This window comes from Kitasatospora sp. NPDC054768 (assembly GCF_053612025.1).
Map to the genome: position 1 here is coordinate 1 of NZ_JBSHBN010000177.1, position 18,777 is coordinate 18,777.

Annotated in this window: 5 protein-coding genes; all 5 read left to right on the plus strand. The window is 75.4% G+C overall.

The annotated features are described in order from the left end of the window. Positions 1-1,178 precede the first annotated feature (1,178 nt). Positions 1,179-8,561 carry a type I polyketide synthase gene (locus ACWGKU_RS34960; RefSeq protein WP_452191703.1) on the plus strand — a complete coding sequence of 2,461 codons (7,383 nt, stop codon included), beginning with the start codon at positions 1,179-1,181 and terminating at the stop codon, positions 8,559-8,561. Between the two features lie 199 nt (positions 8,562-8,760). Beyond that, positions 8,761-12,981 carry an amino acid adenylation domain-containing protein gene (locus ACWGKU_RS34965; RefSeq protein ID WP_452180433.1) on the plus strand — a complete coding sequence of 1,407 codons (4,221 nt, stop codon included), beginning with the start codon at positions 8,761-8,763 and terminating at the stop codon, positions 12,979-12,981. Positions 12,982-13,001: 20 nt separating this feature from the next. Further along, a complete protein-coding gene (locus ACWGKU_RS34970; protein ID WP_452180432.1) occupies positions 13,002-16,409 on the plus strand; it encodes an amino acid adenylation domain-containing protein in 3,408 nt (1,135 codons plus the stop codon). Positions 16,410-16,413: 4 nt separating this feature from the next. Beyond that, positions 16,414-17,964, plus strand: coding sequence for a GMC family oxidoreductase (locus tag ACWGKU_RS34975; RefSeq protein ID WP_452180431.1), 1,551 nt, complete (start codon positions 16,414-16,416; stop codon positions 17,962-17,964). Next, positions 17,952-18,743 carry a thioesterase II family protein gene (locus tag ACWGKU_RS34980; protein WP_401043945.1) on the plus strand — a complete coding sequence of 264 codons (792 nt, stop codon included), beginning with the start codon at positions 17,952-17,954 and terminating at the stop codon, positions 18,741-18,743. Before ACWGKU_RS34975 ends, ACWGKU_RS34980 begins: the two co-directional genes overlap by 13 nt. The last annotated feature ends 34 nt before the right edge of the window (positions 18,744-18,777 follow it).

Genomic DNA, 18,777 nt, shown 5'->3' on the forward strand with positions numbered 1-18,777 from the left:
GGTCACGCAGAACCGCCCGCCGAAGGTCTCGGCCGCCCAGGCGAGGACCTCCTGCGCGGAGGCCTCCTCCAACGCGCGCCCGGCCCTCTCCGCCAGCGACGCGTAGTCAGTCGCGGTCATGCAGTCGTCCCCCATTGTCGAAAGCTGTTCCTCGCCCGCCCGGTGCGGCGGGGCCCACGGCTCGGCGGATGCCCGAGGAGTCCGGGGAATCCCGGATCAAGCGGCCCCGTGGCCGGTGGCAGGAAATCCGAACGGGCCGTCTCCTGTGAAGTTCTGACGGCTCAGCGATCGCGCATTGTCATGCAATGTCCACGCCAACAGTTTCAAACTGTTCCCCCCACCCGGCCCGGCGGGTGGTCGGTGCGGCGACCTGGAATGTCGCGGAGTGCTGGAACTCGCACCCGAGCTCGGGCGGGAATGCGTCTGTGGACTTCCCGCCGAATCCCCGCGCGGGGCCCGTGGGCCGATCCGATTCGACCGGGCTCCCCGTGCCCACCTCCCCGTGTCGGGCAGCCCATTCGGTCATGCGGCCGAAACAGAGCATAGATCGCTTCGGTAGGGAGCGCCAGCCGTATCCGCCGGTTCTTTGATCTTGACGGAGCGTCTGATCCGCTGCCGTGGGGCTGGATTCGTGCAGCGTACGGGCGGTGCGACCCCGACCCGACGGTCGCGGCCGGGCCGGGCGGCGGGGGTCCGGGCCCCGGGGGCCGGCGGGGCCGTATGGCGGCAATGCCCGTTTTCTGCACGCTGGCCGTCCTTTCGCACTCTTTCTTCACAGGTGTCGGGGAAGGGGTGGTCTTGCATTTCGCTTGTGAGGAACTCCGACGATGCTTGACGCACCCCTGGCCGCTCATTACGGTGATCATCAATTCAATGGACTCCGGCAGGGTGGGGCGGCGGATCACGCGGCGGCCCGGGCCGGCCGGAGTGCGAAACGGGGGAGTGGTCGAGGGTGGTGTTGTCCATGCGAACGGATATGCCCGGCATCTGCTGAGGCCGCCTCGGGTCGGAGGGTTGAAGGCGCGTTGCCGCCTCCCCTTCCTTTTGTCTGCCCGAGTACTTTTCACTGCCGTTCCGGCAGGTTTCCAGTGGTTTCCTTCACGGCTTCAGGTGTGTCACTTCAGGCTGCTCCGAAAGCGGGATAAAGCGTGGCAACAAAGTCTCGTCCGGATTTCTCCGTGTCCATTGTCAATGATGTTCGTGCACGAGCTGACGAGTTTCCGGAGAAGCCGGCGATCATCATGCTGGCCGAGGGGGAGAGCGAGCTCGACCGGCTGTCGTTCGCCGAGTACGACCGCCGCGCCCGGGCGTTCGCCGCGGGGCTCCAGGCCCGCGGCCTGGCCGGCGAGCGCGTGCTCATCCTGCTGCCCCAGGGCGTCGACTACGCCGTCGCCTTCCTGGGCTGCCTCTACGCGCAGGCGATCGCGGTGCCCGCCTTCCCGCCGACCCGGAGCCGCAAGGGGGCCCGGGTCGAAGGCATCGTCGACGACTGCGATCCGCGGCTCGCCGTGGTGGGGGCGGACCGGGTCCGGTCGATGGTCGGTGAACTCCCCTCCTCCTGCGCGGTGATGACGACAAGTGAGCTCACCGCCGCGGACCCGGACGACTGGCGCGAGCCCGAACTCCGCCCGGACGACGTCGGCTACCTCCAGTACACCTCCGGCTCGACGGGGCGCCCGCGCGGTGTGATGGTCACCCACCGGAACATCGTCCAGCAGCTCGACATGCTCGCCGACGGGCTGGAGCTGGGGCCGGACGAGGTGTCGCTGTCCTGGCTGCCGCTCTTCCACGACTTCGGCCTGGTGGCCGGCCTGCTGTTCCCGCTGCGGGCCGGTGCGACGAACGTGCTGCTGGCGCCGATCGACTTCGTCCAGGAGCCGTTGCGCTGGCTCGCCGCGGCCACCCGCTACCGGGCCGCGCTGACCTTCGGCCCCAACTTCGCGCTCGACCTGTGCTGCGACCGCATCCGCCCCGAGGACCGCGAGGGCCTGGACCTCTCCGCGCTCCGCACGCTGATGATCGGCGCCGAACCGATTCGCCCGCAGTCGATCGAGCGGTTCGCCGCCGAGTTCGCGCCGTTCCGATGTCGCGCCGACATCTTCACCCCGGCCTACGGAATGGCCGAATCCACGCTCGCCGTGACGGTGCGCCGGCGCGACGAGCCGCTGGGACTCGCCGCCTTCGACATCGAGGAGCTGGGGCGCGGACGGCTGCGGCGCGTGGCGGACGGCGCGCCGGGAAGCCGCCGCCTCCCGAGCAACGGCGACGTCCTGCCGGACACCGGGCTGCTGGTCGTCGACCCGGAGACCCGGACCCGCGTCCCCGACGGGCAGTGCGGTGAACTCTGGCTGAGCGGCGACACCGTGAGCCCCGGCTACTGGCGGAACGCCGAGGCGACCGAGGCCGCCTTCGGGGCCCGTCTGGCCGACGGCAGCGGTCCGTACCTGCGCACCGGGGACCTGGGCGGGCGGCTCGGCCCGCACACGTACATCACCGGACGGCGCAAGGACCTGATCGTGGTCCGCGGTGTCAACCACTACCCGCACGACATCGAGCTGACCGTCGCGGACTCCCACCCGGCCCTCGAACGCGACAAGGGCGTCGCCTTCCCGGTGGAGGACGCCGAGGGCGTCGAACAGCTGGTCGTGGTCAGCGAACTGACCCGGGAGGGATTCCGCGGCGCCGACCGCGACGAGGTCGTCCGCAGCATCCGGCTCGCCGTCGTCGAGGAGCACGGACTCGACCCGCGGACCGTGGTGCTGATCCGCCCGGCCCAGCTCCCGCTGACGTCGAGCGGCAAGGTCCGCCGGCAGGAGTGCAAGCGGCTCTTCCTGGAGGACGGGCTCAAGCCGGTCCACGTTTCCTCCGTGGCGGCCGTCCGCGACACCCCCGCGGACGCCGCGCCGGAGCGCTCCCGGCAGGCCGTGGCCGACTGGCTGACCGAGCGGATCGCCGGTCTGCGCCGGCTCACCCCCCGGGAGGTCCCGCAGGACGCCCCCTTCGGCTCCTTCGGGCTCGACTCCGCGGGGATCGCCGGACTCGCCGCCGACCTCCGGGCCTGGCTCGGCGCCCCGGTCGACGCCAAGGATCTCTACAACCACCCCACCGTCGCGGCGCTGGCCGCCGCGCTCACGGGCGACCGGACCGGGCCGACCGACGAGGCCGACAAGACCGACAAGACCGAGCGGACCGACAGGACGGACCGGACCGAGCGGGCCGGATCCGCCGGGGCGGCCGACGACCGCGAGGCGATCGCCGTCGTCGGCATGGCCTGCCGGATGCCCGGTGCCCAGGATGTCGAGGCGTTCTGGCAGCTGCTGCTGGACGGCCGGGACGCGGTGACCGAGGTCCCGGCGCACCGCCGTCTGCTCGGCTACCGGCTGGAGCACGGGGAGCCGGGCCGGGGCGGATTCGTCGACGGGGCCGAGGAGTTCGACGCGGCCTTCTTCGGTGTCTCCCGCGACGAGGCCCGCCGGACGGACCCGCAGCAGCGGCTGCTGCTGACCACGGTGTGGCAGGCCCTGGAGGACGCCGGGGCGGACCCGCAGGCGCTGGCCGGGGGCCGTACGGGCGTCTTCGTCGGAATCAGCACCAACGACTACGGCCGGCTCCAGGCCCGGGCCGGCGTCCCGGTCACGGCCCACGACGGGACCGGCAACGCGTCGAGCATCGCGGCCAACCGGATCTCCTACCTGTGGGACCTGCGCGGCCCCAGCCAGGTGGTGGACACGGCCTGCTCGTCCTCCCTGGTGGCCCTCCACCAGGCGTGCACCAGCCTGCGGCTCGGCGAGTGCGACCTCGCCGTCGTGGCCGGCGTCAACCTGCTCCTGGACCCGGGGCCGACCACGGTCTTCACCGAGGCGGGCATGCTCGCGCCGGACGGCCGGTGCAAGACCTTCGACGCGGCGGCGGACGGCTACGTGCGCGGCGAGGGCTGCGGTGTCGTGGTGCTCCGGCGGGCGTCCGACGCGGTCGCCGCCGACGACCGGATCCGCGCCCTGGTCGAGGGTTCGGCCGTCTCCTCCGACGGGCGCAGCAGCACGCTGACCGCGCCGAACGGACCGTCCCAGGAGGCCGTGCTGCGGGCGGCCCTGCGGTCCGCCCGCCGGACCGCGGAGGAGGTCGGGTACGTCGAGGCCCACGGCACCGGCACCCGGCTCGGCGACCCGATCGAGATGGGCGCGCTGCGCGCCGTGTACGGGGAGTCGGCCGGCCCGGACCTCCACGTCGGCTCGGTGAAGAGCAACATCGGCCACCTGGAGGCCGCGGCGGGCATGGCCGGCCTGATCAAGGCGGTGCTCTGCCTGGAGCACCGGCGGATCCCGGCCTCCCTGCACGTCGACACGGTCAACCCGCTGATCGGGCTGGACGGTTCCCGGCTGCGGATCCCGCGCTCGACGACGGAGTGGCCCGAGGGCCCCGCCCGGGCGGCGGCGGTCAGCTCCTTCGGCTTCGGCGGCACCAACGCCCATGTGATCCTCTCCGGCGCGCCGGCCCGGCGGGCCCGGGTGGAGGCCGCGGAGGGCGGCGAGTGGTCCTTCCTCCCGGTCTCGGCGAAGAGCGGGCCCGCCCTGCGCCGGCTGGCCGCCGACTACGCCGGGGTGCTGGCGGGGGAGAGCGGCGCCGCCCCGGCGTGGAGCGCGCTGGTCCACACGGCGGGCGCCCGGCGCCAGCACCACGACCACCGGCTCGCCGTGCTGGCCCGGTCGAACCGGGAGGCCGCGGAGGCCCTGGAGGCGTACCGCGACGGCCTGCCGTCCCCCGCGGTGGTGCACGGCGTCGCGCACGGCGGCGGTCCCGGGCCGGTGGCCTTCGTGTTCACCGGCCAGGGCGCGCAGTACCCCGGGATGGCCAGGGCGCTGTACTTCGGGCACGCGGCCTTCCGCACGGCGCTCGACGAGGTCGACGCGCTGGTGCGCGCGGAGATCGGCGTCTCCCTGCTGCCGACGCTGTGCGACGCCCCGGGCCCGCGGCTGGACCTGGAACGGACCGAGTTCGCCCAGCCGGCCCTGTTCGCCGTGGACTACGCGCTGGCCGAGCTGTGGCGCGCCTGCGGGGTGCGGCCCGACGCCGTGGCCGGGCACAGCCTCGGCGAGTACGTGGCGGCCTGCGTCGCCGGCGTGCTGAGCCTGCCCGACGCCGTCCGGCTGGTGGTCGCCCGCGCCGGCCTGATGCAGGAGCTGGCGGAGGCCGGGTCGATGTACGCGGTCCACGCCGGCCGCGAGCTGGTCGCGCAGCTGTGCGCGGACCTTCCCGAGGACCGTTCGGTGGTGCTCGCGGCCCTCAACGGGCCCGAGGACGTGGTGGTCTCGGGCGCGGAGCGGGCGGCCGCCGACCTGGCGGCCGACTGGGAGCGGCGGGGCGCGAAGGTCACCCGGCTGCACGGCACCCGGGCGTTCCACTCGCCGCTGATGGAGGGGCCGGTCGCGCGGTTCGAGCGGATCGCCGCGACGGTCGACTTCCGCACCCCCCGGATCCCCGTGGTGGCGAACCTGACCGGCGCCGTCGAGCGGGAGTTCTCGGCCGCCTACTACGCCCGGCACGCGCTCGAACCGGTGCGGTTCGGCGACTGCCTGGCCGCCCTGGCCGCGCTCGGCTGCACCACCGTCGTCGAGTGCGGGCCGCACCCGGTGCTCGGTCCGCTCGTCGAGGCCGTGCTCACCGACGCCGTCGGCCTGCCGACCCTGCACCGGGACGACACCGACGACCGCCGCTTCCGGCGCGGGCTGGCCGAGTGGTACGTCCGGGGCGGACGGGTCGACTGGGCCGGGGTCCTGCGGGACCGGGACGGGGAGCACGGCCGGCCGCCGCTGCCGGTCCCGCTGCCGGGCCACCCGCTCGCCCCGACCCGGCACTGGTTCACCGACGGCGGCGACGGACGGCACCCGCTGCTCGGCGCGCCGGTCGAGCTGGCCGGTGCCGGGAGCCACTGGTTCTCCCGCACGCTGACCGCCGGGCAGCCGTGGTACCTCGACGAGCACCGGGTGGCCGGGCGGCCGGTGCTGCCCGCCGCCGCGATGACGGAGTGGGCCGACGCGGCCGTCCGCGAGGTCGCCGGTGACGGGCCCCGGACGCTGCAGGGCGTGTCCTTCACCGCCTTCCTCGCCCTGCCGCAGGACGCGCCCGTCACCGCCCAGGCGGTCGTCGAGCCCCTGCCGGACGGTCACCGGGTCCGCGGCTTCGCGCGGGTGTCCGGGGCGGCCGCCTGGACGGGGCACGTCACGGTGGAGGCCGCCCGGCCCGCCGGGCCGGCCCCGGACACCCGGGTCGACCCCGGCCTCCTGCGGGCCGCCCTGGCCGAGCGGGACGTCGACGCCCTGTACGGGACGCTGCGCGCCCGGGGCCTCCAGTACGGCCCGGCCTTCCGCGCCCTCCGGGCGCTGTGGGCGGGCGAGAAGGAGGCCGTCGGCCTGGTGGAGGCGGACCTCCCGGCCGAGGACCGGGCGGCGTACCGGGCGCACCCCGTCCTGCTCGACGCGTGCTTCCACACGACCGCCGCGTTCCTCGGCGACACCGGGGAGCTGCTCCTGCCGGTGGGCATCGACCGGATCACCGTCCACCGTCCGCTGCCCTCGCGGCTGTGGTGCGTGGCCCGGGACGCCGGAACCGGCGCCGACGGCGAACGCTCCTTCGACCTGGAGCTGGTGTCCGAGGACGGCGAACGGCTGGCCACCGTCGAGGCGCTGCGGCTGCGGCCGGTCGCGCCGGAGCGGATCGCGGCGGCGGCCGGAGCGGCGGTTGGAGCGGCGGCCGGGGCCGCGGTGCGGGGCTACCGCACCGACTGGGTGCCGGCGCCGGAGGCGGGTACCGCCGGCCGGCCGGGCACCTGGCTGGTCTGCGGGACGGACGCGTCGCTGGTGGACGGCTGGTGCGCCGAGGCGGCCGTCCCGGCCCTGGGTCTGCTGGTCGCCCCGGACGCCTCGGACGAGGCGGTGGCCCGGTTGTTCGCCGAGGCCCGCGGCCGGGTGGACGGGGTCGCCGGACTGGTCCTCCAGAGCGCCGGGGACGACGCCGTCGTGCTCGCCGGCACGGCCTTCGCGATCCTGCGCGGGTTCCTGCGGGAGTTCGGCGCGGACCGGCCCGACCTGGTCGTCTGCTCGACCGGCGCGGTGCGGGTGCCGCAGGCGCCGACCCGCCCGGACGCCGGCCAGGCGCCGCTGACCGGACTGGCCAAGGCGGTCGTCGCCGAGTACCCCGACCTCACGTGCGTCCAGGTGGACCTCGAACCGCGCCGGACCCCGCCGACGCTGGCCGGACTGCTGGCGCGGGTCGCCGGCCTCGCGGGGCGCGGCCACCTGGCGGTGCGGGACGGCCGCTGGTACGCCGCCCGGCTGCGGGAGGCCGCGCTCGGCGGCTCGCCGACGGCACCCGTCCGGGCGGACGGCAGCTACCTGGTCACCGGCGGGCTCGGCGCGCTGGGCCTGGCCACCGCCCGTCGGCTCGCCGACCTGGGTGCGCGCTGCCTGGTGCTGACGGGCCGTTCCGTGCCGGCCGAACCCCCGCGGGAGGTCGCGGAGCTGCGGGCCGGCGGTGTGCGGGTCGAGCTCTGGCCCGCCGACGTGGCCGACCTGCCGGCGATGACCGGCCTGTTCGGGCGGATCGGCCGGGAGCTGCCCCCGCTGCGCGGCGTCGTCCACGCCGCCGGGACCACCGACGACGCCCCGCTGGTCGACCTCGACCGCGGCCGCTTCGCCGCGGTCCTGCGGCCGAAGGTCCGGGGCGCGCAGCACCTGCACACCCTGACCGCCGACGCCGGGCTCGACTTCCTGGTGCTCTACTCCTCGCTCGCCTCGCTGACCGGATCGGCCGGCCAGGCCAACTACGCCGCCGCCAACGCCTTCCTGGACACTCTCGCCGAACAGCGGTGCCACGACGGGCAGCCGGCCCTCAGCATCAACTGGGGCCCGTGGGCCGAGGCCGGCCTGGCCGCCCGCCCGGAGCTGCTCGCCCGGCTCGCCCGCGCCGGCATCACCGGGATCGGCACCGACGAGGCCCTGACGGCCTTCGGGCGCGTGCTGGGCGGCGACCTGCCGGTGGTGGGCCTGGCGGCGGTCGACTGGGCCGCGTTCACGGCCGCCGACGACCGGCGGCCGCCGTACACCCTGCTGAGCGGCCTGGCCCCGGCGCGGGCCGCGGAGCCGTCCCTCGACGGGCGGTCGCCGCAGGCGCCGGCGGAGCCGGCCGGGCACCGCACCGCCGAGCAGGCGGTCGAACTCGCCCTGCGCGACCCGCGGGCCGGGCGGGCCGCCGTCACCGAGGAACTGCTGGCCGCCGCCGGCGAGCTGCTGGGCCTCACGGCGCGCCAGCGGGACGAGCTGCGCCCGACCTTCGGACACCGGCGGCTGAACGAGCTGGGTCTGGACTCGCTGACCGCGGTCCGGCTGCGCAACCGGCTGCTGGCGGACTTCTCCGCGGACGTCCCGCCCTCCTTCGTGTTCGGCGGCAACACCGTCGCCGACGTGGTCGACCTGATCCTGCGGCAGATCACGCTCCGGAGCCTGGTCGCCGCCGACGACGGCGGGGCCGACGAGGCCGGGGACGTCGAGGTCCTCACCTTCTGACCCGCCCGCGGGCCGTGCCGTCGGCCGCCCCGGGACGTCCCGCGGTCTCCGAGGACCGCGGGCCGCCCCGGCGGCCCCGCCCCCGCACCACCGGGCGCCGTCGCGCCCCGTTCCCCACCACCCGACTTCGCCCAGCCTCCCCGCGGGGCCCGGCCCGCCAGGGCCCGCGCCCCCGACCGCCCGAACAGGAGTTCCCGGAATGACAGCACACGGACGGCACGGCGACCCGGCCGAGCTGCTCGGCCGGCTCGCCCAGCACGGCGTCCGGCTGCGGCTGGTCGACGGCGACCGCATCGAGGTGCGCGCCGCCGCCGGCTCGCTTCCCGACCACATCCGGCACGAACTCGCCGAGAACAAGGCCGAGTTGATCGCGCTCCTGAAGCAGGGAGACACCGCCCGGCGGGCCGGCGCGCTGCCGCGGGCGGTACCCGACCCCGAGCGGCGCCACGAACCGTTCCCCCCGTCCGACCTGCAGATGTCCTTCCTGGTCGGCAGCACCGCCCAGTTCGAGTACCACGTCCGGCCGCACCAGTACATGGAGTTCGACTTCGCGGAGCTCGACCCGGAGCGCTTCGAGGCCGCGCTCAACCGGATGCTGCACCGCCAGCGCGGCAGCCTGGTGGTGGTGCGGGAGGACCTCCAACTGGAGACCGTCCGCGACCCGGCGCCCGTACGGGTGCGGGTGGCGGACCTGCGGCAGGCCGGCGAGGCCGAGGCGATGACCGCCGTCGAGCGGACCCGCGACGAGATGCAGGCGGCCGAACTCCCGCTGGACACCTGGCCCTGGATGGACGTGCGGATCACCCGCTACGGCGACGGCCGGGCCCGGCTGCACTACAACAACAACAACTTCTTCAGCGACGGCCCGGGCACCGGCCGTTTCCTGGACAGCGTGCTGCGTGCCTACCACGACCCGTCCGAGGCCCTGGACGACCTCGAACTGGGCTACCGCGACTGCGTGCTGGCGCTGGCCGCGCTGGAGGAGTCGGAGCGCGGCGAGGCCTCCCGGGCGTACTGGTGCGACCGGATGGCCGACTGGCCCGAGGCGCCGAACCTGCCGCTGGTGAGCGGCGCGGACACCCGGACCCGGGCCCGGCTGACCCGGCGCGAGTTCACCCTGGACGCCGAGCAGTGGGCCCGCTTCAAGCGGCGCGCCACGGACCACGGCGTCACCCCCACCAACGCGGTGTACGCGGTCTACGCCGAGACGGTGGCGCACTGGAGCGGCTCGCGGCACTTCCTGCTCAACAACATGATGACCCACCGGCTGCCGATCCACCCCCAGATCACCGAGGTGGTCGGCAACTTCGCCTCGCTCTACCCGCTGGAGGTGGACTGGCGGCACGACGAGCCGTTCCACGACCGGGCGCGGCGGCTGCAGACCCGGGTCATGACCGACATGGAGCACACCTACTGGAGCGGGGTGAAGGTGCTCCAGACCCTCAACCAGGTGCGCCGCACCCCGGGCCGGGCGGCCTGCCCGTTCGTGGTCGGCAGCGGCCTGTTCATGGGGCACCTGGACCAGCCGGTCTTCAGCCACCTGGAGACGCCCCAGGTGCTGCTCGACAACCAGTTCTGGGAGCAGAGCGACGGCGGCCTGTGGGTGGTCTGGGACCTCATCGAGGCGATGTTCCCCGCCGGGCTGATCGACGCCATGCACGCCGCCTACCGCGACCTGCTCCTGCTGCTCGCCGACGACCCGGCCGCCTGGGAGCGCCGCTCCTTCGACCTGCTGCCGGCCGCCCAGCGCGAGCGCCGGGCCGCCGTCAACGACACGGCCGGCCCCGTGCCCACGGGCCTGCTCGACCGCGCGCTCGCCCGGCAGGCCGCGCAGCGGCCCGACACCGCGGCCGTGCTGACCGCGGACGGCGCCGTGGACTACCGGCGACTGCACGCCCGCGCCCAGGAGCTGGCCGCCCGGCTGGCCGCGGCCGGGGTGCGCCCCGGGGACAAGGTCGCCGTCGTCCTGCCGAAGGGCGACGAGCAGATCGCCGCCGTGTACGGCGTGCTCGCGGCCGGCGCCGCCTACGTGCCCATCGACCCCGCCTGGCCGCGGGAACGCGTGGGCGAACTGCTCGCCGACACCCCCGCGGCGGCCGTCGTCACCTCGGCCGGGGAACGGGAATCGATCGCCGCCGTCGCCGCCTGCCCGGTGCTGACGGCGGGGGAGCCCGCCGCCGAAGCCGGTCCCGCGCCGGCCCGGGCGGGCGATGCGGGCGACACCGCGTACGTCATCTACACCTCGGGGTCGAGCGGCAGGCCCAAGGGCGCGGTGCTCGACCACCGCGGGCCGCTGAACACCGTGGTCGACATCAACCGCCGGTTCGGCATCGGGCCCGGCGACGTGGTCCTCGGGGTGTCCTCGCTCTGCTTCGACCTGTCCGTCTACGACGTCTTCGGCACCGCCGAGGCCGGCGCGACCCTGCTGCTGCCGCCGCCCGGGTCGGCCGACCCGGGGCAGTGGGCCGACCTGGTGCGCGAGCACGGCGTCACGGTCTGGAACTCGGTGCCGGCGATCATGCAGCTGTTCGCCGAGGCCGCCGAGCAGGCCGGGCTGACCTTCCCCGCGCTGCGCGTGGTCCTGCTCAGCGGCGACTGGATCCCCGTCCGGCTCCCGGCGCTGATCCGGCGGATCGCGCCCGGGGCGCGTGTGGTCAGCCTCGGCGGCGCCACCGAGGCGTCGATCTGGTCCATCCACCACCCGATCGACCGGGTGGACCCGAACTGGGCGAGCATCCCCTACGGCCGCCCCCTGGGCAACCAGACCTGGCGGGTGCTGGACCGGACCGGCCGCGACGCCCCCGACTGGGTCACCGGCGACCTGTACATCGGCGGCACCGGAGTCGCGCTCGGCTACCTCGACGACCCCGCCCGGACGGCCGCCTCCTTCGTCACCGACCCGGCCACCGGCGAGCGGCTCTACCGCACCGGCGACCTCGGCCGCTACCGCCCCGACGGCGACATCGAGTTCCTGGGCCGCGCCGACTTCCAGGTCAAGATCCAGGGCTTCCGGGTGGAACCGGGCGAGATCGAACACGCCCTGGCCCGGCACCCGGCCGTACGGAACGCCGTCGTCGTCGCCCGCACCGCCGGCTCGGGACGCCAGCTCGCCGGCTACGCCGTGGCCGAGCGGGGCGCACCGCGTCCGGAACCCGAGGAACTGCGCGGCTTCCTGGCCGAACGGCTGCCCGGCCACCTCGTGCCGAGCTTCGTCGTCGTGCTCGACGACCTGCCGCTCACCGCCAACGGCAAGCTGGACCGCCGCGCGCTGGAGGCCATGGGCCCGGCCTGCGACGCACAGGGCCGGACGTACACCGCCCCCCGGACGGAGACCGAGAAGGTCCTCGTGGAGATCTGGGAGTCGGTCCTCGGCATCGAGCCGGTCGGTGTCCACGACGACTTCTTCGAGCTCGGCGGGCAGTCCTTCGCGGCGCTGCGCGTCATCGGCCTGGTCGGCCAGCGGCTCGGGCTGCGCGCCCCGCTCGGGGCGCTGCTGGAGCACCGGACGGTCGCCGAGCTCGCCGCCCTCCTGGAGGCCGGGCAGGAGGAGTGGTCCCCGCTGGTGGCGCTCGACGCCACCGGCGACGGAACGCCGTGGCTGCTCGTGCACCCGGCGGGCGGGAACGTGCTCTGCTACCGGGGCCTGGCGGAACTGCTCGACGGCCCCGCCCACGCCTTCCAGGCGCCCGGCCCGGGCGTGGGCCGGGATCCGCTGGACACGGTGGAGGAGCTGGCCGAGTGCTACGCGCGGGCGCTGCTCGCCGTCCGTCCGCACGGGCCGTACCGGGTGGCCGGCTGGTCCTCCGGATCGGTGATCGCCTTCGAACTGGTCCGGCTGCTGGAGCAGCGGGGCGAGACGGTGGAGCGCTTCGTGGTGATCGACTCCCCGGCCCCCGAGCGGGCCGCTGCCCCCGGGGCCCGGGAGACGGACGGGGCCCGGGAGACGGACAGGGCCCGGGAGACGGACGAGGCGGCCGTGCTGCTCTGGTTCCTGGAGGACCTGGACATCGGCTTCGACCCGGCGGCCGTGCGCCCCGGGGCGGCCGCCGAGGTGGCCGCGGCCCCGGCGGCGGAACGGCTCGCCCGGGCCGTGGCGCTGGCCCGCGAACAGGGGCTCGACCTCCCGGACGCCGCCGACCTGGCCCTCAGCTGGCCGGTGTTCCGGGGAATCATCACCGCCTGCCACCGCTACCGCACCGGGACGATCACGGCCGACACCACCGTGATCCGGGCGGCGCACGGGAGGGTCAGCGAGTTCGCCGACCACCCCCACGCGGACTCCGCCGAGTGGGGCTGGGCCCCGCTCACCACCGGCCGGACCACCGCCGACCGGACCGACGGCACCCACCACACCCTGCTCACCGGCACCCACGTCGCGGCCGTCGCCGCACTCATGACCACGTGTCCGGCTCAGCACTGACCCCAGGGGGACGACCCGCGATGGACCACGACCTGATCTCGGAGCTCCAGCACCTGGGCATCAAGCTGAGGCTCTCCGGCGACAGCCTCGAAGTGATCGCGCCGCCCGGCGCGGTCACCGCCCGGATCCGCGACGAACTCCGGGCCCGGCGCGGCGAGCTGATCGACCTGCTCCGCGCGGCCGGGCAGGGCGCCGGCCCGGCGCCGCTCACCGCGCGGCCCGACCAGCGGCACGAGCCGTTCCCGCTCACCGACATCCAGCACGCCTACTGGATCGGCCACAACCGGGCGCTCGAACTGGGCGGGGTGGCCACCCACTTCTACTTCGAGCTCGACCGCGACGGCCTGGAGGTGGACCGTCTGGAGCGCAGCCTGCGCAAGGTCGTCGCCCGGCACGACATGCTGCGCGCGGTGATCGGCCCGGACGGCCGCCAGCGGGTGCTGCCCGAGGTCCCGGACTACGAGATCCGCCACTACGACCGGGCGGACGCCACCGAGGACGCCTTCGAGGAGCACCTGCGCTCGCTGCGGGCCGAACTGGACCACCAGGTCCTCGCCCCCGACACCTGGCCGCTGTTCGACATCCGCGCCACCCGGCACCGCGAGGGGCTGCGCCTGCACGTCAGCCTCGACCTGCTGATCATGGACGCCTACAGCTTCGACCTGTTCTTCCGCGACTGGCAGCGCCACTACGAGGACGAGCAGTGGGCGCCGGAGCCGTTCGCGATCGGCTACCGGGACTTCGTCCTCGCCGAGGAGGAGAAGCGCGGCGGCGCCCGGTACCGGGCCGCCGAGAAGTACTGGCTGGACCGCCTCGACGAACTGCCCCCGGCCCCGGACCTGCCGCTGGCGATCCAGCCCGGCTCGGCCGAGCGGACCGTCTTCACCCGCCGCCGGGCCTCGCTGCCCCGCGAGCAGTGGGAGCTGGTCAAGAAGACCGCCAGGGAGCGCGGCCTGACCCCCTCGTCGGTCCTGCTGGCGGCCTTCGCCGACGTGCTGCGCCAGTGGACGTCGCAGGGCGACTTCACCCTCAACCTGACCCTGTTCAACCGGCCCGCCGAGGCGCACCCGCAGATCGGCGGGATCATCGGCGACTTCACCTCGCTGACCCTGCTGCGGATCAGCGGCGGCCAGGACGAGAGCTTCGCCCGGCGCACCGCCGGCTTCCAGCAGCAGCTGATGCGGGACCTGGAGCACCTGGCGTACAGCGGCGTGCGCGTGCTGCGCGAGCGGGCCCGCCGGCTCGGCAGCGGCCTCGGCGCCGGCATGCCGATCGTCTTCACCAGCGCCCTCGGCTTCTCGGGCGACGCCGACACGATGGACGGCATGGCGTTCTTCGGCGACTACCGCCACGGGGTGAGCCAGACCCCGCAGGTCTGGCTCGACCACCAGGTGCTGGAGGAGAACGGCGAACTGGTCTTCAACTGGGACGCGGTGGAGGCGCTGTTCCCCGACGGCCTGCTCGACGACATGTTCGCCGCCTTCCGGACCCTGCTCGGCCGGCTGAGCGACGATCCGGCCCTCTGGGACGACCTGGCCCCCACGGTCGGGGCCCCGGCCGCGCAGCTGGAGGAGCGCGAGCGGGTCAACGCCACCGCCCTCGACCTGCCCGGCGGGACGCTGCTGAGCCTCGTGGCCGACCAGGCGCGGCGCACCCCGGACGCCACGGCCGTCGTCTCCGAGGGCGGCGCGCTCGCCTACGGCGACGTGCTGGCCTCGGCGCACCGGCTCGGTCACCGGCTCGCCGGCCTCGGCGCCTCCCGCGGCGAGCTGGTCGGCGTGGTGCTGGACAGGGGCCCGGAGCAGATCCCGGCGGTCCTCGGGGTGACGGCCTCCGGCGCGGCCTACCTGCCGATCGATCCGCAGTGGCCCGCGGCGCGCCGCCGGCAGCTGCTGGAGTCCGGCCGGGCCGCCCTGGTGGTCACCTCGACCCGCTACCGGGACGAGCTGGAGTGGCCCGCCGGGACGGTCCTGGTGACCCTGGACGACGAGGAGACGCTGGCACAGCCGGCCACCGAGCCGCCGACCGCGCCGGCCCCGGAGGACCTCGCCTACGTGATCTTCACCTCCGGCTCCACCGGCGTCCCCAAGGGCGTGATGATCGACCACCGGGGGGCCGTCAACACCGTTCGGGACATCAACCGCCGCTTCTCGGTCGGACCGGCCGACCGGGTGCTCGCCCTCTCGGCGCTGACCTTCGACCTGTCCGTCTACGACGTCTTCGGCACCCTCGCGGCCGGCGGCACCGTCGTCGTGCCGAGCCCCGAGCGCTCGCACGACCCGCTGCACTGGGCCGAGCTGGCCGAGCGCCACGGCGTCACGGTGTGGAACTCGGTGCCCGCCCTGATGCAGCTGTGGGCGGACTCCTCGGCCCGCCTGTCCGACGAGCGGGCCGGCGACCTGCGGCTCGTGCTGCTCAGCGGCGACTGGATCCCGGTGGCGCTGCCCGACGCCGTCCGCGCCCGGCACCCGCGCGCCGAGGTGGTCAGCCTGGGCGGGGCGACCGAGGCCTCCATCTGGTCGGTGCACTACCCGATCGGGGAGGTTCCGGCCGAGTGGGCCAGGATCCCCTACGGCAAGCCGCTGGCCAACCAGACCCTGCACGTCCTCGACGACCGGTTCCGGGACCGCCCGCTCTGGGCCACCGGGGAGATCTGGATCGGCGGCACCGGCGTGGCGAAGGGCTACTGGGCGGACCCGCAGCGCACCGCGGAGCGCTTCGTGCGCCACCCGGAGACCGGCGAGACGCTCTACCGCACCGGGGACCTGGGCCGCTACCTGCCCGGCGGGGACATCGAGTTCCTCGGCCGACGGGACTTCCAGGTGAAGCTCAACGGCTACCGGGTGGAACTCGGCGAGATCGCCGCCACCCTGGAACGGCTCCCGGGCGTCGGCCGGGCGATCGCCCGGGTCGACACCAACCCCGCCACCGGCCGCCGCCAGCTCGTGGCCTACGCCGTCCCGGCCGGACCCGGCTGCGACCCCGGGGCCGCGGCACCCGGCGGCCCGGTGCGCCCGGACCCGGCCGTACTGCTGGCGGAGCTGGCCGAGCGCCTCCCCGACTACATGGTCCCCAAGCACTGCCTGCTCGTCGACGCGATCCCGCTGAGCGCCAACGGGAAGGTCGACGCCGCCGCGCTGCCGGCGCCGTGGAGCGAACTGGACGAGCAGGAACTCGTCGCCCCCCGCGACGAGTTCGAGGCGGCCGTGCTCGCGATCTGGGCCGAGGTCATGGAGTTGGACGGCTTCGGGGTCGAGGACAACTTCTTCGAACTCGGCGGCGACTCCCTGCACGCCGTGCACATCCTCACCAAGGTGCGGGAGGCGTTCCAGTGGGAGGGCGACACCGAGGAAGGCCTCCAACTGCTCTTCGAGAACCCCACGGTGGCCGGACTGGCCGCCCTGGTCAAGGACCGGCGGGGGGCGTGAGCAGGTGAGCACGGAGAGCGGGATCCCGTACTGGGACGACGTGGTCGTCGGCGCGGGCTCGGCGGGGGCGGTGCTCGCCGCACGCCTGTCGCGACGGCCCGGGCGCCGGGTGCTGCTGATCGAGGCCGGGGAACTCCCGGACGGCGACGGCGCGTCCGACGAGCGGGCCGGGGTGCCCGTCCTGACCGGCCGCAACTGGGACTTCACCGCCAAGGCGTCCGAGGGCGCCAGGCGCGGGTTCCCGTACGGGGTCGGCAAGGTGGTCGGCGGCTCCTCCGCCGTCAACGGCGCGCTCGCGCTGCGCCCGCTGCCCGCGGACCTCGACGCCTGGGCGGCCGCCGGCAACCCGGAGTGGACCTGGGAACGGATGCTGCCGTACCTGGTCGCCCTGGAGACGGACCACGACGCCGAGGGGCCGGCGCACGGCACGCGGGGACCGGTACCGATCCGCCGGACCGGCGAGGACGCGCTCGCCACCACGGCCCGGGCCTTCCTGAACGGCTGCGCCCGGCTCGGCGTGCCCGTCCTGGCGGACCTCAACTCCGGCGCCGCGCTCGGCGCCGGCGTCACGCCCGCCAACGCCGTCGACGAGCGCCGGATCTCGACGGCCGAGAGCCACCTGCGCCCTGCCCGGGAGCGGGGCGACGGCCCGACCCTGTGGACCGGCAGCACGGTGACCCGGGTCCTGCTGGACGCGCGGAACCGGGCCACCGGGGTCGAGGTGCGCCGCGACGGACGGCTCCGGCAGGTGGCGGCCGGCCGGGTGACCCTGGCCGCCGGGGCGGTCAACACCCCGGCGGTGCTCCAGCGTTCGGGCATCGGCGACCCGCGGCTGCTGGCCGCCCTGGGCATCACCCCCGCACTGGACCTGCCCGGCGTGGGACGCAACCTCGTCGACCACCCGGCGGTCGTGCTCTGGTCCGAGCCCCGCGCCGGGGTCTGCCGGGCCGGCGACAGCTGGCACCAGGTCACCGCCCGCTGCGCCGCCGACCCGGCCGGCGCCGCGGCGGACCTGGGGCTGTTCCTGCTGGACGCGGTGCCCGTCGCGGCGAACCCGCTGATCGCCGGCATGCTCCGCGCCGAACTGGCCGTCGGGCTGTCCGCCATGGTGCTGCGGCCCGCCTCCCGCGGCTCGGTGACGATCCGGGACGCGGACGCCGCCACCCCGCCGGAGATCCTGCTCGGCCTGGCGACCGACCCGGCCGACGTCGAACTGCTGATGGCCGCCGTCCGGCAGGCCTGGGAGCTGCTGCGGTCGACGCCGATGGCGGGGCTGCTGGAGCGGGTGCTGGTCTGGACCGACCGGATGGTCCGGGAGGACCGGCTGCTGCGCGGCGCCGTGACCAGGTTCGTCTCGCCGAGCTGGCACGCCGTCGGCACCGCCCGGATGGGGCCGGCCGACGACCCGGAGGCGGTGGTGGACCAGCGCTGCCGGGTGCACGGCGCCGAGGGACTGTACGTCGTCGACGCCTCGGTGCTCCCGGTGATGCCCAGCGCCCCGCCCAACCTGACCTGCCTCGCACTCGCCGAAAGGGTGGCCCGATGGATGGACTGACCGGGATCCCGGCCGCCCCCCGGGCCGGGGAGTGGGCCGTGCGCCGCCGGGGACGGCCCCCGGCCCGGCTCCGGCTCTTCTGCCTGCCGCACGCGGGCGGCGGCGCGGCCGCCTTCCGCTCCTGGGCCCCGCACCTGGGACCGGAGATCGAGGTCGTGCCGATCCGGCTGCCGGGGCGCGAGTCCCGCTTCCGGGAGCGCCCCCACGACCGGCTCGGCGACCTGCTGCCGCCGCTGCTGCGCGACGTCGCCCCGCTGCTCGACGGGCCGCACGCCTGGTTCGGCCACAGCATGGGCGCGGGCATCGCCTTCGAGGTCTGCCGGGCCCTGCACCGGCTCGGCCTGCCCGAACCGCGGCGGCTCCTGGTGGCCGGCCTGCCGGCGCCGCAGCTCCCGCGCCGGGCGACCCCGGTGCACGACGCGCCCGCGCCCGAACTCTTCGAGCGGATCGGAGCGTTGAACGGGCACGGCGCCGAGGCCCGGGCCGGCAACCCGCTGCTGAACGTCATGCTGCCCACCCTGCGGGCCGACTTCGCGGTGGCCGAGACCCATGTGCACCGGCCCGGCCCGCCGCTGGACTGCCCGATCACCGTCTACGGCGGCCGCTCGGACGCCTCCACGACCGAGGACGAGCTCCGGGCCTGGGGACCGCACTCCACCGCCGGCACCACCGTCCGCCTCTTCGACGGCGGGCACTTCTTCCCGCACGACGCCCCGGAGGCGTTCCTGCCGGTCCTGGCGCGGGACCTGCTCGACCTTCGGCCGGCGCACCGCGGCTGATCAGTCGTCGGCCGCCGCCGACGGCGCCCCCCCG